Source organism: Metabacillus hrfriensis (genome assembly GCF_030127205.1).
Lineage (GTDB): Bacteria > Bacillota > Bacilli > Bacillales > Bacillaceae > Bacillus_P > Bacillus_P dongyingensis.
This window is the reverse complement of record NZ_CP126116.1, coordinates 1,545,694-1,565,910: the sequence shown is the minus strand read 5'-3', so window position 1 is coordinate 1,565,910 and position 20,217 is coordinate 1,545,694. Positions and strand designations below refer to the sequence as shown.

Annotated in this window: 20 protein-coding genes; 5 read left to right on the top strand and 15 right to left on the bottom strand. The window is 39.8% G+C overall.

Translation table 11 applies throughout. From position 1 onward, the window contains the following. The first annotated feature begins 159 nt into the window (after nucleotides 1-159). On the top strand, nucleotides 160-990 hold the full coding sequence (locus QLQ22_RS07740) for an AraC family transcriptional regulator (RefSeq protein WP_284016382.1): 831 nt from the start codon (nucleotides 160-162) through the stop codon (nucleotides 988-990). Nucleotides 991-1,121: 131 nt separating this feature from the next. Here QLQ22_RS07740 and QLQ22_RS07735 read toward each other — a convergent pair whose 3' ends face one another. From QLQ22_RS07735 to QLQ22_RS07680, 12 genes are all read right to left on the bottom strand, one after another. After that, entirely contained in the window at nucleotides 1,122-1,319 is a 198-nt protein-coding gene (locus tag QLQ22_RS07735) for a hypothetical protein (protein WP_223440879.1), read from the bottom strand. Between the two features lie 306 nt (nucleotides 1,320-1,625). Continuing rightward, nucleotides 1,626-2,774: an MFS transporter gene (locus QLQ22_RS07730; RefSeq protein ID WP_223440878.1), complete on the bottom strand. Its 1,149-nt coding sequence runs from the start codon at nucleotides 2,772-2,774 to the stop codon at nucleotides 1,626-1,628. A gap of 15 nt (nucleotides 2,775-2,789) precedes the next feature. Beyond that, nucleotides 2,790-3,431 (bottom strand): YesL family protein, encoded by a 642-nt coding sequence (locus QLQ22_RS07725; protein WP_284016381.1) that lies wholly within the window; start codon nucleotides 3,429-3,431, stop codon nucleotides 2,790-2,792. 41 nt (nucleotides 3,432-3,472) lie between these two features. Then, the gene (locus tag QLQ22_RS07720) at nucleotides 3,473-4,549 is read right to left on the bottom strand and encodes a Gfo/Idh/MocA family protein (RefSeq protein ID WP_284016380.1); all 1,077 of its coding nucleotides are present in this window, start codon (nucleotides 4,547-4,549) and stop codon (nucleotides 3,473-3,475) included. Nucleotides 4,550-4,577: 28 nt separating this feature from the next. After that, nucleotides 4,578-5,441 (bottom strand): sugar phosphate isomerase/epimerase family protein, encoded by an 864-nt coding sequence (locus QLQ22_RS07715; protein ID WP_223440875.1) that lies wholly within the window; start codon nucleotides 5,439-5,441, stop codon nucleotides 4,578-4,580. Between the two features lie 47 nt (nucleotides 5,442-5,488). Further along, nucleotides 5,489-6,859: an extracellular solute-binding protein gene (locus tag QLQ22_RS07710; RefSeq protein WP_252208377.1), complete on the bottom strand. Its 1,371-nt coding sequence runs from the start codon at nucleotides 6,857-6,859 to the stop codon at nucleotides 5,489-5,491. Between the two features lie 53 nt (nucleotides 6,860-6,912). After that, nucleotides 6,913-7,812 carry a carbohydrate ABC transporter permease gene (locus QLQ22_RS07705; RefSeq protein WP_284016379.1) on the bottom strand — a complete coding sequence of 300 codons (900 nt, stop codon included), beginning with the start codon at nucleotides 7,810-7,812 and terminating at the stop codon, nucleotides 6,913-6,915. Nucleotides 7,813-7,824: 12 nt separating this feature from the next. After that, nucleotides 7,825-8,772 carry a carbohydrate ABC transporter permease gene (locus QLQ22_RS07700; RefSeq protein ID WP_252208373.1) on the bottom strand — a complete coding sequence of 316 codons (948 nt, stop codon included), beginning with the start codon at nucleotides 8,770-8,772 and terminating at the stop codon, nucleotides 7,825-7,827. A gap of 39 nt (nucleotides 8,773-8,811) precedes the next feature. Further along, nucleotides 8,812-9,018 carry a hypothetical protein gene (locus QLQ22_RS07695; RefSeq protein ID WP_252208371.1) on the bottom strand — a complete coding sequence of 69 codons (207 nt, stop codon included), beginning with the start codon at nucleotides 9,016-9,018 and terminating at the stop codon, nucleotides 8,812-8,814. A gap of 29 nt (nucleotides 9,019-9,047) precedes the next feature. Beyond that, on the bottom strand, nucleotides 9,048-10,043 hold the full coding sequence (locus QLQ22_RS07690) for a Gfo/Idh/MocA family protein (protein ID WP_223440869.1): 996 nt from the start codon (nucleotides 10,041-10,043) through the stop codon (nucleotides 9,048-9,050). Nucleotides 10,044-10,056: 13 nt separating this feature from the next. Further along, nucleotides 10,057-10,899 (bottom strand): sugar phosphate isomerase/epimerase family protein, encoded by an 843-nt coding sequence (locus tag QLQ22_RS07685; RefSeq protein ID WP_284016378.1) that lies wholly within the window; start codon nucleotides 10,897-10,899, stop codon nucleotides 10,057-10,059. 38 nt (nucleotides 10,900-10,937) lie between these two features. Beyond that, entirely contained in the window at nucleotides 10,938-12,155 is a 1,218-nt protein-coding gene (locus QLQ22_RS07680) for an ROK family transcriptional regulator (RefSeq protein ID WP_284016377.1), read from the bottom strand. Nucleotides 12,156-12,954: 799 nt separating this feature from the next. Between QLQ22_RS07680 and QLQ22_RS07675 the strand changes: the two genes are divergently transcribed. Next, nucleotides 12,955-13,530 (top strand): DUF2179 domain-containing protein, encoded by a 576-nt coding sequence (locus QLQ22_RS07675; RefSeq protein WP_223443248.1) that lies wholly within the window; start codon nucleotides 12,955-12,957, stop codon nucleotides 13,528-13,530. An 88-nt stretch (nucleotides 13,531-13,618) separates the two neighbouring features. On the opposite strand, the gene QLQ22_RS07670 is transcribed toward QLQ22_RS07675, so the two are convergent. Next, nucleotides 13,619-14,491: a LysR family transcriptional regulator gene (locus QLQ22_RS07670; RefSeq protein ID WP_284016376.1), complete on the bottom strand. Its 873-nt coding sequence runs from the start codon at nucleotides 14,489-14,491 to the stop codon at nucleotides 13,619-13,621. A 151-nt stretch (nucleotides 14,492-14,642) separates the two neighbouring features. Between QLQ22_RS07670 and QLQ22_RS07665 the strand changes: the two genes are divergently transcribed. Together QLQ22_RS07665 and yyaC are read left to right on the top strand one after the other, a co-directional pair. Continuing rightward, nucleotides 14,643-15,758, top strand: a complete 1,116-nt coding sequence (locus QLQ22_RS07665) for an AbrB family transcriptional regulator (RefSeq protein WP_284016375.1) — start codon at nucleotides 14,643-14,645, stop codon at nucleotides 15,756-15,758. Between the two features lie 41 nt (nucleotides 15,759-15,799). Further along, the gene (gene yyaC, locus QLQ22_RS07660) at nucleotides 15,800-16,390 is read left to right on the top strand and encodes a spore protease YyaC (protein WP_284016374.1); all 591 of its coding nucleotides are present in this window, start codon (nucleotides 15,800-15,802) and stop codon (nucleotides 16,388-16,390) included. Nucleotides 16,391-16,405: 15 nt separating this feature from the next. Here yyaC and QLQ22_RS07655 read toward each other — a convergent pair whose 3' ends face one another. Together QLQ22_RS07655 and QLQ22_RS07650 are read right to left on the bottom strand one after the other, a co-directional pair. After that, nucleotides 16,406-17,716 (bottom strand): CitMHS family transporter, encoded by a 1,311-nt coding sequence (locus tag QLQ22_RS07655; RefSeq protein ID WP_284016763.1) that lies wholly within the window; start codon nucleotides 17,714-17,716, stop codon nucleotides 16,406-16,408. 300 nt (nucleotides 17,717-18,016) lie between these two features. Beyond that, the gene (locus tag QLQ22_RS07650) at nucleotides 18,017-18,880 is read right to left on the bottom strand and encodes a LysR family transcriptional regulator (protein WP_223440858.1); all 864 of its coding nucleotides are present in this window, start codon (nucleotides 18,878-18,880) and stop codon (nucleotides 18,017-18,019) included. 147 nt (nucleotides 18,881-19,027) lie between these two features. Here QLQ22_RS07650 and QLQ22_RS07645 point away from each other — a divergent pair, with 147 nt between their 5' ends. Beyond that, a complete protein-coding gene (locus tag QLQ22_RS07645; RefSeq protein ID WP_223440856.1) occupies nucleotides 19,028-20,155 on the top strand; it encodes a 2-methylaconitate cis-trans isomerase PrpF family protein in 1,128 nt (375 codons plus the stop codon). Nucleotides 20,156-20,217: the final 62 nt, after the last annotated feature.

Below are 20,217 nucleotides of genomic sequence, written 5' to 3'. Positions count from 1 at the left end.
GGCACATTGACTGAATCGGCAACTTCTCATTGACATCTTTTTAATTATTTAAATATTTATAATCTTTAGTTATATTTATCATAATGGAATATTTCACAAATCTATAGGACAAAACAAACGAATAAATAGGATATTTTGAACATACGGAGGAGGAGGGCCATGCTGCCAATTCATTTTCTTAATACAAGAGGGGAAAACAAAGGAATACCGTTGACTTTGTACTCAATTGGATGGGAGCATCAGGTATACATGAACAGGCCCGTCGGATTTCCCGTGAATCAAGTCTTCTTGACTAAAAAGGGCACGGGGGTATTTCGAATTTTTGGGCTTGGCGAGCTTGAATTAAAGGCGGGGCATGTCCTTGTTTTACCTGCCGGAGTGGCGCATGAGTATTTCCCATTAACCAAGTCGCCCTGGCAATTAGGGTTTATTGGGTTTGAGGGAAATTCGGTAAATCCAATCCTTGAGAATATAGGACTTAAACAGCCGAAAGTGATGACTGTAAAATCATTTTCATCTCTTTGGTCATATGTTGAAAAGCTGTGGCAAATTGCAAAGAAAAATGAGAATGATGCCGTAATGAATGCATCCGTCAGTCTTTACTCTTTCCTGCTGGAACTGAGAAAGCTGGAAGAAACGAACAGCGAAAGCCATATAAACAGCGCAGAACATTCACCTCACGAAAACATTCGCAAAATCGTAAATCTTCTTCACGAACATTACGACGAACCTCTGGAAATGACAAGCTTATCAAGTCTTGCCGGCTTTACACCACAGCATTTCACAAGAATTTTCCGCAAAATGTACGGTCTGACACCTTATCAATATTTAAATAAAATACGTTTCGAGAAAGCCATTTTTTTGCTGAAAGAAGAACCAGAATGGCATGTTCATGAAATAGCTGAAAGACTGGGGATGGAAACAAACTACTTTATTAGAGCTTTTAAAAAGAAATATGGTGTTACACCAGGTGTCTATAGAGGAAAGTAGAGCAGAAAAACTGCGACAGAAGCGCAAGTTTGTTTGATTTTTTATACAACTGAATAAAAAATTCCAAGTGTTTTTTTCCTTAATATAAATAGTTTATTTAACCGATTTTTAAAAGAAAATTACAAGGAGCACTAACCCCAAGAAGATAACAGTGCACCAATATGAGATGTCGGCATCGCTTTTAGTATCACATCCTGGACTACATCTTCCCCGTCATGTTTATTTTGGGTCAGAAACTGGCAACTTTGCTGTAACTTTGGGTAGTGCTCAAGTATTTCAAACGCATGCCATTCCTGTTTTTTTATGTCTGACAGCCTGTTACCGTGCATGATCTCACTCCTTATTAACCTCTCTGCATTTTAAAGGAATGAAGGGGGATGAAAATACGGGTTCGGTTATATATTTTTATTTTATGAAATTTTAATTGGTTTTGACTATTCAGATGAAAAACCAGCTCTGTTTTTGAGCCGGCATTTTTTCGAGGATTTCCTGAATTAAGTCATTTTGTTCATACTTTTTTAAACAATCCCGCTGAAAATACAGTAAAAAAAATAAAAAGCCCCTCCTTGTTATGAGAGAGACTTACTAGAGTTATATTCAATAAAGAATGACTTTCATTTCACCAAATCCTCTTTTTAGATATCTTTTTCTCTGCTGACCTTTATTGAGGGATCTTTCTTTTCCATCCATAAAAAAGGAATGCCAGCCAATGCCAGGACAGTCGTTAGCTGGAACATCGTCTCTGCTGCAAAATGATTCAGAACCCAGCCGCCCAAAAGATTGCCAGTCACTCCCCCCAATCCCAGGGTCACAGCCGTATAAAGAGTTTGCCCGGTAGCCCGGTAATTTTGCGGCGTCAATACATCTACATAGGCTACAGATGCAAAATAGTGAATACTAAAAGAAAAACTAAGCAATATCTGAGTCCAAATCAGCACTTGCAAATTATCACTGAAACCCAGGACACTCCACCTGCATGCATAAATAAAAGCAGCAAATGACAAAAGCATAGGATAAGAAAATCTCTTCATCAGTTTGCCTGAAACCGCGAAAAAAGGTATTTCCCAAATTGATTTTAATAGCAGGGTAAAGCCTACTATTGTAATGCTGGCTCCAAGGGACTGCATATGAATTCCATAAAACGAGTTATTCGCATTGATCGTCAGCTGCAGCAAAAAATTAAAAAACAAGAACAGTACAAATGCTTGGTTTTTAAGGAGACCAGCCGCTTCTTTTATAAGAAAATGCTTCTTCTCGCCTTTTTGAATCGGCAGTCTTAATAATACAAGCAATGTTATAAGCAGCACTCCGCTGTGAAGCAAGAACATAAATTCTAACCCGATAAAATCAAGAATTCTCCCAATACTGATAACACCGATTGCATACCCTAATGAGCCCCACAAACGAATTTTGCCAAAATCATTGCGATCTACCAGCAAAGCTAGAGCTGTACTATCGGCAATTGGGTTAATAGAGCTTTGAAAAAACCAATAAAAAAGATTTAAAATCACGAAATGATGAAAATCATATGCAAAAGGAAAAAAGGCGGCTGTACAAGCTGAACCAAGGAGAGCCAAAAGCAGCGTTGCCTTGGGACGGTCCCATAAATCAGTCAGCACACCCCATACAGGCTGAGCCACAATCATCACAAGCGGTCCGATTGCAAACAGCATGCCAATCTGCCCTTTTGCAAGCCCAATCTCTCCATAATATAAATTAAGAAATTGAAGGGAACCTACGCTTAAGCTGAAACAAAAGTAGAAGGTTTTTAAAATGAAAATCATTTTTTAGTATTCACCTTAACTTTCTGAAGCAAGATGCTTTTTCATTTCCCAGTCCATATACCTAAAGATTCGTAATGAATACCACATGATCAGAAGCGAGATACCGCTTATTCCAAAGAAAAGAAAGAGACCTGACAGCATCATTGTGACATAGAATGAGAGTACAGAGGCCAGCACCAGCAAAATGGTCTGAAAAGGATTTACGATAGCAATAAAGAAAGCTTGCCGAAAGTATAAGAGTGTCCTCATCTCATAATGAACATATACAGGAAAAATGTAGATCAGAGTAAAGACGAACAAAATAATCATCAAACTAAAAATGCTTGTTAAAAAGATAAATGCGGCCCCCTGCAAAGTTTGTACAAACTTCAAATCAACATAGAGGATGCAGGCTGCTAGTCCAAAAAGAAGGCAAAGCCTATTAGAATGAAAGAATTCCTTCCGGTAGGATTGCAAGAACGTACGGACAAGCGGTACATCATTTTCTCCTCTTAACCATTTCCTTATGACAGTAAATACGGCTGTCGTGGATGGAAAGATGCCAAATAGAATGAATCCGGCCAGAGTAAACGCAATCCATAATAAATTTAAGAAAGCGAGCCTGTAAAACCAATCGCATAGTCTGTAGAGATTTCCAGTAACCCAGCCGGTACTCATTAGACGATTCTCCTCCTTTCCATACACACAATCAGATTCTATTACACTTCAACACTCTGTCCGAACTGTATTTCCGTACCTTTTTCACTAGATTCATAGATCGCACAAAGTATTTTCATCATTTCAATTCCATCCTCTACCGGACTCAACGTTTCTTTTTCTCTTTTACATGCAGCAATAAAGTGATCAATTTCATTTTGGAAAGCCTGTACAACATCAAAAGACAGATTATTAATCTGAGGCGTTGCATTCAAAATAATATCATGCTGTTCAGTTACGATGGATAATTCAGGCTCCAGCTCAAATCCTCCCTTATCTCCATACAATTGCACTGTTAATTCATCTTTTTTCCCATGAATGGTAAAGCTGACATCCACCATCAATGAAGCGCCATTTTCAAATCGGATAATGGCGTTAGCCAGATCTTCCACTGTGTTCTTATCAGGATCATAATCTGCTGCTTGATAAAACGATAAATGCTTAACATTAGAGCGATTTCCGAGCTTTGAATACGTATTGCCGCTGACCGATTTCACTTTCGGTTTCCCCATTAGGTACCAGCAAATGTCTATGACATGGACTCCAAGATCGATAAGAGGTCCTCCTCCTGATCTTTCTTTATCCGAAAACCAGCCTCCAGGATTCCCTAAACGGCGCAAGCAAGAGGCTTTTGCGTAGTAGATTTCGCCAAAATGATTTTGATTCACGAATTTTTGAATGATTTCAGTATTTGATGCGTAACGTCTGACAAAACCAACTTGCAGGAGCTTGCCGCTTCGTTTAACTGCTTCTTCAATTTTCAATGCATCAGCTACTGTTGTGCAAAGTGGTTTTTCAACTAATACATGTTTGCCTGCATCGAGTGCAGCAATGGCAATTTCGGCATGAGAGTTATTCCAAGTACATATGCTGACAGCATCAATCACCTTATCAGCAAGAAGCGATTCATAATCATAATAAACCTTTGACGCATTGTACTTTTTTGCTTTTTCATGTGCTCTTTCTTCATTCATATCACAGATCGCATACAATTCTGCAAAATCATTATTTTCATAGGATTGCATATGCATCTCTGAAATAGAACCAGCACCAATGACTCCGATCTTTAGTTTACTCATCGCTTGATCCCCCATTTCCCACATTAATTTAAACTTCTTCCCACATTCTGCGCACATTTTCCATACTGATTCTCGAGCCTGTTTTACACTCTTCCATTCCTTCAAATTCTACTGACAAATACCCGTCATATCCTGAGTGTTTAATCACTTTTAAAACTTCCCGCATCGCTATGTCGCCATGACCAATAATTGCTCCCCGCAAATAGTTTCCAGATGCTGTCGGGAACCAGCCCTTTCCAGGATTGAAATGCGACGGCCGCATATAAAAATCTTTAATATGAACTATGGAAGCAATCGGTATATTCTTTTTTACCGCTGATACAGATTCCTCATCCACACACATAAAATTCCCCACATCAAGCGTTGTTTTAAAATTAGGCCGATTCACATGATCCACAACTGTTTGAACACGGTCACTCGCCTGAACAAAATACCCATGATTTTCAATACTTGTTGTAATTCCATGCTCAGCAGCATAATCAGCAATCCTGCGGGAAGCCTCAACAATCTTCGGCAGATCTTTTTCAAATTGCTGAATGGAAGCCTCTTGCGGTGGCCTTGAGGCAACATCATGGCGCATCAGCTTAACTCCTAATTGTGAGGCAATATCAACTTGTCCCTTAACACGATCGATTTCTTTCTCAAATTCTTCACTTGTTAATGAAATAAAATTAGCTCCAATGGCATAATTAGATATCTCGATGCCGGTGCTCTCGGCCCTTTGGCGAATTGCTTCGATTAAATCAGGGTTGTGATCGAGTGTAAATCCGAAGGGAACAATTTCAATGTGCTCTCCTCCTTGTTCCGCAATCCAGCTGATCGCTTCTAAAATATCAATTTCTTTTGATTTCAGCGCTGAAACCAGACTATACGAACTTAATCCAATTTTCATATTTAATCACCTCTTAATTGAGTCGTTTCATCACGCTCATATCTTTTCTATTGTCTGGCAGACCAGCTCTCAGCTCGTTTTTGCAGATCATCCAGAAACGTTTGAATATCAGGTGCCTGTTTATTTGCTGCTTTACTGATAAATCCATTAATAGCCGGAGCTATTTCACTGCTGAAAAACGGATTTGCCTCATCCATTAGCGTCGATTTCGAAATATCCGCTACCTCCATTGCCCGTTTCATATATTTGTCATTTTTACTCACAAAGTCAGATTCTTTTAAAGTTGGCGTAAATTTGTAGTTATCATAGTTGTGCTTTTGAGTTTCATAGCCAGTTAAAAATTTCATGACCTCCCATGAAGCCTCAACATTTTTTGCATCTTTTGCCATAACAAAAGGATCTGCAGCCACCCAGCCTTCGCCGTTTGGTCCAAGATTTAAACTTGTATCAAATCGCTCTAAAAGCTTTTCATCTTTATTTGCCTGAAATTCTCCCATTGTGCCCGCTCCAGAATGATCTAAAGCAATGGCAATTCGATTTTTTTCCAGTCCGAAGTTTTCTGCTCCCTGATTATTAATAAATGCTTTCGGAGGATACTTTGCAGCTTTTTCAAGCCATTCAAGAACCTTTACCATTTCTGGAGTATTAAGCATCCATTTAATATTAGCAGTATCATCCAAGCTTCCTTCTGCCCCTTTAGCACCATAAGCATGAGCCAATGCAACAAAAGTAGAAGCATTTAATGCATTCCCATTCCACCATAACCCGTAGTTTTGCTTGCCTGTTTTCGGATTTTTACCTGTCATTTCTTTCGCTTTATCTAAGATCTCTTCAGGAGTAGGATTTTCAGATAAATAATCTACGCCCCATTCATCGAAGATTTTTTTATCGTAGATGGTTATCCTTCTTCCAAGGACTGCAGGAAGACCGTATCTCTCTCCTTTAAACGATTTTGTACTGTACGAATTCTCCCAAATACCATCTAAATAGATGCTTGAATCAAATGCTGCATCCTTTTCCATTAAATCGTCGATTCCACGGAGCAATCCCTTTTCCATCCACTGTGAAGCGAATGCGCCTCCAGTATAAAGAACATCAACATCTTTTGACTGCAGCAGAGCAGTCTGTTTCGCCTGAGCATTTTCCCATGGAACTTGATACAGTTCTAATTTAATGTTGGGATATCTCGGTTTGAATTCTTTTTCAACATATTCATTTAATCCCGTTGCCAGAGTGCCTGTGATTGGATCAAGTCCATTCTCTAGCTGCCACCCTGCAAGGGCCACCCTTACCGTTCCTTTTACCTCCGAGACCACCTTGATATTTTTGTTTTCACTTGTACTGCTGGATTCTGAAGAGCAAGCGATCAGCGAAAAAAACATCAGAAATGCCAGAAACATGATCATAAGTTTTTTCATTCTGGTTCCCCTCTTTTCTTTTTTATGCAATTTATCCCGACTTAACAGGACAATTATTGCTTAATTCCTGATAAAGCAATGCTTTCCACTATATATTTTTGCAGAAATAAATAAACAGCAACGATAGGCACAAGACTTACGCTTGTTGCCGCCAATATAATAGAAGGCAAAGGAATATCTTTGTTGTACGTAAACATGGCAAGCCCTAATTGAATGGTATATTTATCGGGACTTTTCAGTGCGAGCAGCGGCCATAATAGATCATTCCAGACACCCAAAAATTGAAGAATGACCATCGTTGCAAGGATCGGAATGCACAATGGAAGGTAAATTCTCAAAAAAACGGTGAATTCATTCGCTCCATCTATGATTGCAGCTTCTCGCAGACTCCCTGGAAGCTGATCAATAAATGCCTTTGCCAAAAAAGTTCCGAATGCATAATTTAATGCGGGAAGATAAAAGGCCCAGTAAGTATCAAGAAGCTGCAGTTTATCGAAAAGCAAATATTGAGGAATCATTGTCATCTCAAATGGAATCATCATCGTACTGAGTGCAAGTACCATAATAATCCCTGCACCTTTAAATTTAAGCTTGGATATGGCATATCCGGAAAATATGGCTGACATTAAACTGATTAAAATTACTCCTATTGCTACAATAAGCGAATTAATCATGTATTTGATCATTGGGACATTTGTAAATGCTGCCTCATAAGGCAAAAGCGAAGCCTCCTCTGGCCAAAATCTTGGTGGAAAAGGAATATTCAGCCTGGCTCCCCAGTCAAAGCTTGTTGTGACCATCCAGATAAAGGGGACAATCATGATGAGAGAGCCCAAAAACAAAATTCCAGTTAACAGATGTCCTCCAAATCGAATCTTTTTTTTGGGGGCCTTTTCTTTAAGGATTAATCTGCCTGAATGTTTCTGATGAATTTGATCAGGTACAATTTTCATGGTATTCCTCCTTTAATCCAGATTATTTTTTTTATTTGAATACAGCATGATAATGGTCAGGATAAGTATTATCATAAAAAGAATATAGGATGCCGCTGTAGCAATTCCCATTTGAGAAGCCAAAAAGGCATTTCTATAAATATAAAGGACAGCTGTCATCAAAGATCCTGCAGGATTTCCGGCTGTTCCCCCGATCAGCCAAACATCCGTAAAACGTTTCATTGCATTAATCGTGCCAATAATGACCATAAAAATAATAATTGGCTTTAAATATGGAACAGTGATATAAAGCCACTTCTGAAACCAGTTCGCTCCGTCCACTTCAGCTGCTTCATATAAATCCCTTGGAACGCTAGTCAAAGCAGCAATAAAAATAATCGTATTATAGCCGAGCATTCCCCAAAGCGTCATCAAAACAATACTAAAACGAGAATAAGAGGGATCAGTAAACCACCCAATAGGCTTCATTCCCAACAAGCCGAGAACGTAATTTAGAAGCCCTTCTTCTCCAGGACTGAAAAGAAAAGAGAATAAGATACTTGTTGCAACCAGCGAAACGACATTGGGAAGAAAGTAAACACCTTTAAAGAAATTTCTCCATTTGGAGGAAGCGACATTATGAATCAAACTTGCCAGAATAAAAGAAGAAGAAACTCCCAATATAACCGTAAAAGCCCCCATATAGAGAGTGTTGTAGATTGATTTCCAAAACATAGAATCCGTTAGAACATATTTGTAATTGCTAAAACCTGTCCAGCTTCCTTCAAATGAGCTTGAAGATTTTTTAAAACTCAAGATAAGTGCACCAATCATTGGATAAATAGCAAATCCAAAGATTCCTATTAATAGAGGTACTGAAAAAAGATATCCGGCAGCATCGCGCTTTGTAAAAATTTTCTTACGTCTTTTTAGAACCAGTTTGCTAGAGTTTCCTGGAGATGTTTGAGTTGTAGTTTGCACATAATCCCCCCATTTCCCTATAAATAACCAACTTTAAATTCATCTAATATCTTTTAGTATTCTAAACGCATCGAATGCGATTCCTGCCAAACCCCGCTCAACGTAATTCCTTCTATTAAATACTTCTGCAGGAAAAGGAACAGCAGTTCCAATAATCGCTGAAATTTCACAGTCGTTTAATTTAGACCATGCTTCAAGGTGCAGCTTCCCCATAATTCCCGTCCCACCAACCGCTACTTCCCTCATTTTCTCACCTCATTTTGGTGAGATTGTATTTAGTGAACCCCCGCAGCAGCAGACATAAATTCTTTTAAATGAATAGCCTTGCCCGATTTGTTTGATTCATTGGCAGCAAGCGTTACACCCAATGTTTTATACGCTTCTTCATATGGTGCAAGAATTAAGGCTTTATTCTTTAATCGAATCGCTTCAATAAATGCCCGATCCTGCTCAGCATAGAAATCAATGCTTGATTTGTAAGTGACCGTTTTGTTTTTTTCAATAATGTGAAGGGTTGTGTTATCAATAACTACTCTGAAGTCACGCCCATAAAGCGCAACTCCTGAACTGTGATCGGCCTGGATAAACGAACTGGCAAGATGGCCCACTGCGCCTGTTTCAAGCGTAAAGCTGACAGAAGTTACGTCCGGAATATCAATTTCCGGGATATCATTCATCACCTGCAGCGACATGTTTGCATAAACCGTGCTTACATCTCCAGCCAAGTAACGGATGAGATCCAAGGTATGTGTTGATTGCTCGACTAATTGTCCGCCGGATTTATTTATGCTTCGATACCATGGCGTTAAAACAAAAGAAGTCAGATAATGTCCGCGCACCATTGCAATTTCCTTATCCTGCAAATATTCCCTTGCCTTTTGCACAGTGTCCAGATAGCGCAAACAATAGCCGGTTGCGCAGATAATCCCTGCTTGCTCAATCGCTTTTGCTTTCGCGGCAACACCTTCCAGCTCAAGTCCCAGCGGTTTTTCAACCATCAAATGTATCCCCTTTGCTGCTGCTTTCTCTTCAATAAACCCGTGTGCGAATGGAGGAACACAAATAAACAGCGCATCCAGTGTTTCCTTTTCAAGCATTAAATCTATATCTGTATATCCTTTTGCTCCATACAATCGGCTTGCCTCTTTTACTCTCTCTGCTGATAGATCACATACGGACGCAATCTCGGCATATTCATTCAAACTTAAATTCTTTAAATGCACCGATGCAATGCCGCCTACTCCAATAAACCCAACCTTGACCTTTGTCATCTTTTATTCCCTCCTATACTTTTTGTGTGATTGTACAGCTTGATAAAATAACATCCATTTGTCGAGCTGTGTCATTTGCAAGCTCTTGTGGAGCAATCAAATATGGTGATAGTTCTGCTGTTAATACATCGTCATACTTAATTTCCTTCAGAGCCTTCATCACTGCAGCCCAATTTACATCTCCTGCCAACAATGAGACAAAACCGGTTATATTTCCTATGCTTGTCCGAAAATCTTTCACATGCACTTTTCGAATCCTGTCATTCAAGATCCGGATCCATTGTTCAGGGTAACCGAATTGAAGGACATTCCCGACGTCAAAATAAGCTCCTGCATACTGAGATTCAATCTCATCAATGTATCTTGCCATTTCCAGGGGGCTTAACAGGAATTTATTCCAGACATTTTCTATCCCAATATGCACTTTTTTTTCTTCAGCAAAAGCAGCCAGCTTGCGAAGTTCTATCTGACTTCGCTCATAACACTCTGCATAAGAGGTTTCTTCATTGACAACCCCAGGAACAACCAAGACCGTACCGATTCCCATGGCTTCAGCAAGCTCGATTTGTTTTTTCACAATGCTCCTGCCTTTTTCTCTTACATTCTCATCAGGTGAGGATAGAGGTGCTTTCCATAATAATCCCGTCGAAAGACTCGGCAGCTTCAGGCCATATTTCTCTGCCATTTTTACAATAGCGGCCGCTTCCTGAGCAGCCGTTTCCATTGTCAGCCCTATTCCTCCTTCTTCATAAACATTCAGTTCTACTGCTTCAAAGCCAGATTCATAACTATATTCAAAAATCTTTTCAAGTGATGTTCCATCCGGATAACACCATTGATTAATACCTTTCAGCATATTGAGCCCTCCTGTTTTTTAAATATTCAGAAATCTAATTAGCTAAAAAAACCCGGTGAACGAAACTTTTCCTGTAAAAGCACAGCAGCAGCACCCATCATTTCAAATTCAGGCCCGAGTGTCGTTGGGAGAATATGAATATCATCCTTTAAGGCTGGGATGACGTGTCTTGACACCTCCTCTTGAATAGCTTCTATAAACAATAAATTATCTTGGAACATATTGCCTCCAAGTATAATAACTTCCGGATTAAATAAATGGATATAATTAACGATGCCTGCAGATAAATAAGAGACGACTTCATCCATAATTTTTAAGCAGATCAAGTCTCCCATGTTTATTGCTTTTATGAAAATTTCTGGAGTTATTTGGCTGAGATCCTCAGACACAAGCTCTTGGATTTTCGTCTGCTGGCCTCTTGTCAGAATTGCGGTGAGGATCTTTGAATATATCGCAGGCCAATTCACATAGCTTTCCAAGCATCCGATATTGCCGCATTCACATTTTACTCCGCTTCCTCTATTGACGGTTGTATGCCCAAGCTCACCGGAACTTCCCCTATACCCACGGTGAATGGAACCATTGATCATTAGGCCCGATCCAACGCCATCCCCGACCGTAATATAAATCACGTCTTTATAATGGCTGTAAGAACCGAAATGCTTTTCGGCAAGAACAAAGGAATTCGTGTCATTGTCCAAATAGGTCTTTAGACCAAATTGCTGCTCGATTAATTTCTTCAGGGGAACATGATTTAAATTTAATTTTGTGTTATATGAGATGAAGCCTTTATCCGCATCGACAATTCCCGGTGTAATAACTGAAATGCCAACACATCTCTCCATGTTAACTGTGTTTTGAAGGAACTGTTTAATACTCTCTAAAATATGATCAATCACAGCTTGCCCGAAATGCAGATTTGTAGAGTAAACTGCCTTACGCCGTATTTCCGCTTCCAAATTCATCTCAGCAACCTTTATATAGGAATTTGAAATGGAAACACCTATAATAAAATGACTATTTGGATCAAACCTCAGCAAAACTGGTTTTCTCCCTCCATTCGAAACACCAATGCCATCCTCCCTGACAAATCCTTCATTCATCAACTCGTTTACAGCAGAGGTCACAGTTGTTGGACTAATATTTATTCGTTTGGCGATTTCACTCCTGGAGATTGGAGCTTCTTTACGGATCATGTCAAGAATAATAGAGCGATTGAGTTCTTGAATTAGTTTCAAATCCCCAGTTCTTCGCATTTAGGCAAACACCCCCAATAAATAACTTACTTTTTCCAATGACTTTAATAAGATTGTGAGGATGATAACTAAGTTAATAGTTATGGATAATAATGGTATGTAATGTGAAAGTTCTTGGTTGAATTTGTGATGAAAACTCATGGTGAATAGATGCAGGATTGTTAGTTCCAATCTTGGTGAATAGACGTAGGGTTGATAGTTCCTATCTTGGTGAATAGACGTAGGGTTGATAGTTCCTATCTTGGTGAATAGACGCAGGATGGATTTTCCTATCTTGGTGAATAGACGCAGGATGGATTTTCCTATCTTGGTGAATAGACGCAGGATGGATAGTTCCTATCTTGGTGAATAGACGCAGGATGGATAGTTCCTATCTTGGTGAATAGACGCAGGATGGTTAGTTCCTATCTTGGTGAATAGACGCAGGATGGATAGTTCCTATCTTGGTGAATAGACGCAGGATGATAGTTCCTATCTTGGTGAGGGAAATGAAACAATTTGACACTTACTTTTTCCAATGCTTTTATTAAGTTGAATTCAACTACATTATCACATGAAGCAATGATTTATTAAATGGCTAATTGTTACTATTTTCTAAATTTTCTAATATTTATAATTGGGTCTTATTTCCTTTTTTTCTCTATCGGTATTTACTATTTTAATAGGCTCACATCCATAATATTTATTGATTGATTTAAATCAACCAAATGGTAATTTCATGAATAATTACGAATAACTGAAAAGATTTACGAAATATGTTAAGCTTTCCCTATGTCAGGAAGAAGGAGTTTTATACATGATGCTTCAAGCGTTGTTAATCTTTTTACTGCAGCTGATTTTTGTTCCGGTCCTCACGATGAGAACCATCCTTCTTGTAAAAAATCAAACAAAATCAGCAGCTGGTGTCGGGTTATTGGAAGCGATTATCTACATCATCAGCTTAGGGATTGTTTTTCAGGATCTTTCAAATTTTTATAACATTATCGCTTACGTCGTTGGATTCAGTATTGGTTTGCTCCTCGGCGGATTATTGGAGAAGAAGCTGGCCATTGGCTATATAACGTATCAAGTAAATATTCCGGAGAGAAATTCGGAGCTTGTGAATGATTTAAGAAATGCAGGTTTCGGCGTTACTTCGTTTGAAGGACAGGGCATCAATTCCACCCGCTATCGTTTAGACATCGTTTCAAAGCGGTCACGCGAAGAGGAATTGCTCGAAATTATTCAGGAAAGAGAACCGGCTGCTTTCATGATGTCCTATGAAATCCGTTCGTTTAAAGGCGGTTATTTGACGAAGTCGATGAAAAAAAGACAGAGTATGTTTAACAAGAAAAAAATAAAAGGACATGCTGAGTCCTATACTGAAAAAGGCTGATGTGAATCCACATCAGCTTATTTTTTATAGATAAGAAAGGATAAAATTTTGTGCATTGATGTTTTGCGCTTTTCTTATTCCTTTCCGCCTAAATCCCATTCTCAAAATCCAAATTCTCGATAAAATCCACAAACGCCTTCACAATATTCAGCTGCAGAGATTCCTCGTGAAAAAACATCCATGTTTTACGCATGATAGGCTTTCCATCAACTGTTTCGATCACAATTTTGTGCAGGTCATCAACATCACTTAAGATCATACTCGGCAAGATGGCATAGCCTAATCCGTTTACAACCATTTTTTTGCACGTATCGGCTTTATCCACTTCTATACTTATTAATGGAGGCTGAGTGAAATGTTCAGACCACCAATGATCGACAGCTGTTTTCAGAAGAGGATCTGTATGATAATCAATTCTCGGCAGTTCAGGGAGTTTCGAGATATCTATTTCTTCTTTTGAAGCAATGCACAAGGTTTCTTCAAACAACGGACGCTTTTGCCCTTTCCAGCTGTAATCTCCCCTGACAAACCCGATGTGAACATCCCCGCCGTAAATTAAATGGGCAATTTCGCTGCTGAATGCGGTCGTTACCTTGAATTCCACTTTCGGATACTGCTCTTTAAATAATTTTAATAGATTGGGAAGCTTGTAATCTGTGAAAAAGTTAGATACGCCAAGCCTTAAAGTTCCAACTGTGTTATCCTCCATATTCAGGACATTTTCTTTTATTTTTTGAATGGCTGACAGCATATCATGTGCACATTTCGCCAAATATTCTCCTTGTGGAGTAAATTGAACGCCGCGCCTTCCTCTGTGCACAATGGTCACACCGAATTCCTTTTCCAGCTGCTGCAGGCGATTCGTCAATGCCGGCTGTGAAATATATAAATGCTGCGCAGCCTTTGTGATGTTTTTTTCGCGGTAAAGCGTTTGTAAAACCAGCCAATCCCGTTCATCCACCCTCATTTCCTCCCTATTAAACATCAATTTTATTTATGGATAAGAATAAAAATTTAATATTTTATTTATATCTAAAAGTATACTATATTTGGGTTAATAAGTTAGTGATGTATCCGTTCACAGCTTTAAATCATGGAAAGAAGGAGCTTGAATGAAAGAAAACAGCGTTTTTTTTCAATGTGTCTTCTTTATGGCAGTTTGCGGGGCTTGTGGATTTCTTATTTCTCTTACAGGCGTTCCAGTCGGCTGGATGATTGGAACACTGCTGATGGCTGCTTTCCTCTCCATCATGAGTCCGAAATGGCTGAAAATGCCCCAAACAGGTATTCCGGTGCACTGGCTATTAATTGGGCAAGGTATTTTAGGGATTGAACTGGGCATGAAATTAAATGATTCTGTTTTTTATATTTTTAAAGAGAATTGGCTGACTGTCATGATGATGCTGCTTCTTTCTCTTTTCTTTGCCTTGCTCTCAGGCCTAATTTTATGGAAATACAGCAGACTTGATATGCTTACCAGTTTTTTCGCCTCTGCGCCCGGGGGCTTGTCCGCCATGCCGGGTATGGCAGAAGAAGCAGGCGCGAATACAGGAATGGTAAGCATCATTCAGACCATGCGCATATTCATTGTCGTTCTCTCCATCCCAATTCTGCTCTTTATGTGGATAGGTACCCCGGTTGAGCACACGGTTTCTCCTGCTGTATCAACTTTTGAATTCAAAGAGTTGTCAGGGACTGTTATCCTAGTACTGGCCGCATGGCTAGGCTCTTACTTATTTAAATTATTGAAATTTCCTGCTCCATGGCTGATCGGGACAATGATATTTGTTGCCATGGCAAAGTCTTTCAGTTTTACAGCCGGGTATGATCTGACAGCCTGGTGGCCGCCTGAATTAATAATTCTTTCGCAAATCTTTATCGGGGCAAGCATAGGCTCCCGTTTTCATAAGAAAATGTTCATCGGGTTGAAGGAAACCTTGTTTGTTTCATTCTTAAGTACAACTGGGCTTGTGCTCTCTATGTTTTTATGTGCTTATCTTGTTTCAGCTGCAACCGATTTGCCATTCATCACCTCGGTGCTTGCATTTGCCCCGGGCGGCATTGCAGAAATGACAACGGCTGCAGTCGTGTTTCATGCCGACTCTGCCTTTGTCGCCGCGGTTCAAGTGCTGAGGGTAGTAGCTGTCTGTATGATCCTCCCTCCTTTCTTTCGATTCTTACATGTTTTAGAATGTAAGAAGAAGAAGCAATCGCGGGCTTCTGCATAATGTTCAGGTTATAATGAACAGAGCCGATTGGGGGGACAACAGTGAATCTATTTTATAATGAAATGACAGAAGAACCTGCTTTTTATGTAAAATCCAAGAGTAAAACAGAAGAAAAAGAAATTAAATGTGCAGCCCTGAAATTAAATGAAATTTTCCAGCATGCTGAACGGGAGAATCAGGAGATTGTATTCTTATGCATTGGTTCTGACCGTTATGTCGGCGATTCATTAGGACCATTAGTCGGAACAATGCTGTTGGAACATGAAATACCCTATCGTGTATACGGAACTTTGGAAGAACCGGTTCATGCGTTTAATTTGAAAGGAATCCTTAAAAAGATTCAAAAACCAAAGAAACCTCTCATCATCAGCATGGATGCATGCCTCGGCGATCAGGGTCAAGTCGGTTCTGTTAGTTTTAATAAGGGCCCCCTTGCGCCGGGAAAAGCTCTTGAAAAAATGCTTCCGGAGGTAGGGGACTACCATTTCAAAGGGATCGTGAATTATATCGATCCGCTGCCGGCTTCACAATTTTTAAATGATACTCGTCTTTATACAATCATGAACCTGGCGAAGATCATTGTCAGGATCATTTCAGTCGCCGCGCAAAAAGAAACGGAGCCTGGCATTTAGCAGGCTCCTCCCCTATTAAGAAATAGCATCTGTTATAAAAGCAGCAATAATGATGACAAGTGAGCATAGAAGAGTCCACTTAAAGGCATAGCGCTGAAATTCGCCAAGATCGGTTTTGACCATACCAACTAGCAAAAGTGTTGAAGCAACAAGCGGACTCAGAAAATGTACGGGCTGGCCTAAAACAGAAGCTCTCGCAATCTCCAAAGGACTTACTCCATAAGCAGCTCCTGCTTCAGCAAGAATCGGCAATACACCAAAGTAATAAGCATCATTTGAAAGCACGAATGTAAACGGCATACTTGTCAGCGCCACAACCAGCGGGAAAAATGAACCAACAGATTCCGGAATGATGGCTACCAATGAATTTGAAATGGCATCGACCATTTTTGTTCCCGAAAAAATCCCTGAAAAGATACCCGCCGCGAACACAAGGATGACAACTGTTAAAGCATTTCCTGCATGTGAAAGAATTCGTTCCTTCTGCTGCTCTAAATTCGGATAGTTAATCATTGCGGCAAGCACTGTACCGATTAAAAACAGAATTGGAACCGGGAGAATGCCCATGACCAGGATCACCATCACCGTGAGAGTTAATACCAGGTTTACCCATCTTAGTTTTGGCCGTTTGATATCATCCTGCATCGTATAAGCGGCTGCAGCCTCACTCAGCGCCATTGACTCCTTCGACACTTCTTCCATTTGAATAATTCCTATTCGCGCCCTCTCCTTTTTCCCAAGAACAAAGGCGATAAATAGAATACATCCCATCCCTGAAAGCATTGTCGGAAGCATAGGCAGAAAGAATTCATTTGCATCCAAGCCTAAAGAAGCAACTGCTCTTGTCGCAGGCCCTCCCCACGGCGTCATGCCGCTCATGATACTGACAGACAGCATCGAAATCGTAGCGAGAATAAGTGTATTCATGCCTATTCGGAGGTAGAGCGCAAGCATAGCCGAAATGGTAATCATGTGTGTCGTAGTTCCGTCTCCATCAAGCGCAACAATCATCGCGATCACAGCGGTTCCTATCGCTATTTTCACTGGATCGCCTTTAACCAATTTCATCATTTTATGGATAAGGGGATCAAACAATCCCGCGTCTATTAAGATACCAAAAAACAAGATTGCAAACAGGAGTAAAGCTGCTGAAGGGGCTACTACCTTCAAGCCTTCCATCATCATCTCCCCAAGCTCTAACCCGAAACCGCCAATCATTGCAAAAACAATTGGCACAATGACCAGGGCCGTAACAGGAGATAACCGCTTTGCCATAATCAAATAGGTAAAGACCGCCACCATTGAAATTCCTAAAAAAGTAAGTATCTTCATCCCCTCCTTGTAGTAAGTAACCGCTTTCAAATAACTCTTATTATCATTCGCAATATTGCATATTTTAAGATTATTAGAAACAAGGAAATAAGTAAAATATATATTTTTTTAAGTATTCTTTAAAAAAATCTTATAATGAGAAAAACGGATGCAATCGTTTAGTTCCTGCAGACAGATAAGAATCCGGCAGAAAAGACAGGTTTTTATTTTGAGGGAGTTGGGATGGAGCTAGACCTTAATGCGCAACTCTTTATATTTTTTATCTCAGTAAGAAAGAGGAAAGTTCTCCTTTCCTCAAATATCAGGATGATTATTTAAAAAGTCAACAAAATGCTTAACAGTAGACAGCTGCAAGGAATCCTGATTATACATAAGCCATGTATTTCTTAAGACAGGTTCCCCTTTTTTATAGGACAAACCATATGTATATAGATTATCAGATGGCTGCAGGCAAATTTCAGGCAGAATGGCAATTCCTAAATCATTTTTCACCATCTCCTTGCACGTTTCCTGCCTGTCTGTTTCCATCGTCACAAATGGCGGCTCTGAAAAACGGTCATTCCACCACCCGTTTATTAGATTTTTAAGGGAACTATCTGTTTTATATTGAATAAACGGCAGTTGTGGCAGCCGGTCCATATTGATTTCTTTTTTCGAAATCAGACACAGCCTTTCCTTATGGAGAAGCGTTTTCGTCCCATACCAATCATAATTTCCGCGCAAAATGCCCAGCTGAACACTTGAAGAATCCAGAAGGCTCATAATCTCCGTACTCCATCCAGTGTTCACGCTGAATTGCACATGAGGATGCTCGGTAGAAAAGCCTTTTAATAGTTTGGGAAGCTTATATTGTGCAAAGTTGCTTGAAACACCAAGCCTGAGAGTTCCCCTTACTTCATTTTGCATGTTCAGCATGTAATCTTTCGTTTTCTGCAGATTTTTGATCATTTCTTCAGCGTACGCTGCTAAGTGCAGTCCTTCTGATGTGAACTCTATTCCCCCTTTAATTTTAAAAAACAAACGAGTTCCGAATTCTTCTTCCAGGTTTTTCAGTCTATATGTCAGCGCAGGCTGAGAAATATACAGACGTTCTGATGCCCGGCTGATATTTTTTTCTTCGCTTAAAATCCGTAAAGCGATCCAGTCTTTTTCATCCATTCCATTCAGCTCCGATCTTTGATTATAAGTTTTTTTATATATTCTACTAATAAATTATCTATTTTACTTATGATTATCTCTATCATACTATATTTTTAAAAGCACCGGTACTTTTTGAAAATGAATAGGAAAAGGTGGTTATGCGGGATGAAAGTGCCTGTTGTCCTGATGCGCGGAGGAACAAGTAAAGGAGTTTTTCTGAACTTTGAAGATATGCCGGCTGATCAATTGCTTTGGGATGAGTTTTTACTCGACATTATGGGAAGCCCTGACCGCAGGCAAATTGACGGACTTGGGGGAGCAAATTCATTAACCAGTAAAGCGGCAATCATCAAAAAGGCAAATTTAGAAGAGATTGATGTAGAATACACCTTTGCCCAAATCAGCATTGAAAATCAATTGGTTGATTTTAAAGGAAATTGCGGAAACATTTCATCGGCAGTTGGTCCTTACGCGATTGAGCAGGGACTTGTACCAGCAATCGAACCAATTACCAGGGTGAGAATTTTCAATACCAATACTCAAAAAATCATCATCGCGGAGGTAGAGGTAGAAAATGGCCGGGTAAAAACAGAGGGAATGTGCTCCATTCCAGGTGTGCCGGGAACTGGTTCCCCTATTTATCTTTCTTTCACAAATGCAGATGGCGCTGTAACTGGAAAGCTTTTTCCGACTGGAAACGAAAAAGATGTTATTCAAACACCGAGAGGTCCAATTGAGGTTTCAATAGTTGATGTGGCCAATCCGCTCGTTTTCGTAAATGCTAAAGATGTGGGTCTTAACGGAACTGAGCTTCCCCACGAATTTACACCGGAGAATTTGGCAGAACTTGAGGAAATCAGAGCAGCGGCAGCTGAGTTATGCGGTTTTGCAAACAAAGAAACGGCAACAAAACAATCTCCTGCGGTGCCAAAAATGACCCTTATTGCTCCCCCATTGGATTACATCGATGTAACTGGAACGCCAAGATCCGCTTCTGAAATGGATTGCACAATCAGAATGATGTCGATGCAGAAGCCGCATCAGGCCCTTGCCATTACCGGAGCCATTTGTACAACCTCTTGCGCATATCTGAAAGATACGATCTTATCAGATTTTATAACTGTCCAAAATGAAGTTTTTCGCCTAGGTCACCCGGCAGGAATTATGCAGACAAAGACAGATATAATCGCTGGCCATATCCGTGCCATCAAAGTTGTTCGAACAGCAAGAATTATCTTGGATGGGTACGTGTACACAAAGAAAAACTATGCTGTTACCGGAATGCTTGCCTGACCACATGTCGATTTTTAGTCATAATATGTCCATCTCGAAATAGGTTTTAATAAGAAGACTAA

What these genes read in the sequence shown, in the direction of transcription:
- QLQ22_RS07715 (WP_223440875.1), bottom strand. Translation starts at nt 5,441, where the DNA reads ATGAAAATTGGATTAAGTTCGTATAGTCTGGTTTCAGCGCTGAAATCA.
- QLQ22_RS07735 (WP_223440879.1), bottom strand. Translation starts at nt 1,319, where the DNA reads ATGCACGGTAACAGGCTGTCAGACATAAAAAAACAGGAATGGCATGCG.
- QLQ22_RS07690 (WP_223440869.1), bottom strand. Translation starts at nt 10,043, where the DNA reads ATGACAAAGGTCAAGGTTGGGTTTATTGGAGTAGGCGGCATTGCATCG.
- QLQ22_RS07730 (WP_223440878.1), bottom strand. Translation starts at nt 2,774, where the DNA reads ATGATTTTCATTTTAAAAACCTTCTACTTTTGTTTCAGCTTAAGCGTA.
- QLQ22_RS07675 (WP_223443248.1), top strand. Translation starts at nt 12,955, where the DNA reads ATGCTTCAAGCGTTGTTAATCTTTTTACTGCAGCTGATTTTTGTTCCG.
- QLQ22_RS07665 (WP_284016375.1), top strand. Translation starts at nt 14,643, where the DNA reads ATGAAAGAAAACAGCGTTTTTTTTCAATGTGTCTTCTTTATGGCAGTT.
- QLQ22_RS07705 (WP_284016379.1), bottom strand. Translation starts at nt 7,812, where the DNA reads ATGAAAATTGTACCTGATCAAATTCATCAGAAACATTCAGGCAGATTA.
- QLQ22_RS07695 (WP_252208371.1), bottom strand. Translation starts at nt 9,018, where the DNA reads ATGAGGGAAGTAGCGGTTGGTGGGACGGGAATTATGGGGAAGCTGCAC.
- QLQ22_RS07685 (WP_284016378.1), bottom strand. Translation starts at nt 10,899, where the DNA reads ATGCTGAAAGGTATTAATCAATGGTGTTATCCGGATGGAACATCACTT.
- QLQ22_RS07645 (WP_223440856.1), top strand. Translation starts at nt 19,028, where the DNA reads ATGAAAGTGCCTGTTGTCCTGATGCGCGGAGGAACAAGTAAAGGAGTT.
- QLQ22_RS07650 (WP_223440858.1), bottom strand. Translation starts at nt 18,880, where the DNA reads ATGGATGAAAAAGACTGGATCGCTTTACGGATTTTAAGCGAAGAAAAA.
- QLQ22_RS07680 (WP_284016377.1), bottom strand. Translation starts at nt 12,155, where the DNA reads ATGCGAAGAACTGGGGATTTGAAACTAATTCAAGAACTCAATCGCTCT.
- QLQ22_RS07710 (WP_252208377.1), bottom strand. Translation starts at nt 6,859, where the DNA reads ATGAAAAAACTTATGATCATGTTTCTGGCATTTCTGATGTTTTTTTCG.
- QLQ22_RS07720 (WP_284016380.1), bottom strand. Translation starts at nt 4,549, where the DNA reads ATGAGTAAACTAAAGATCGGAGTCATTGGTGCTGGTTCTATTTCAGAG.
- QLQ22_RS07725 (WP_284016381.1), bottom strand. Translation starts at nt 3,431, where the DNA reads ATGAGTACCGGCTGGGTTACTGGAAATCTCTACAGACTATGCGATTGG.
- QLQ22_RS07740 (WP_284016382.1), top strand. Translation starts at nt 160, where the DNA reads ATGCTGCCAATTCATTTTCTTAATACAAGAGGGGAAAACAAAGGAATA.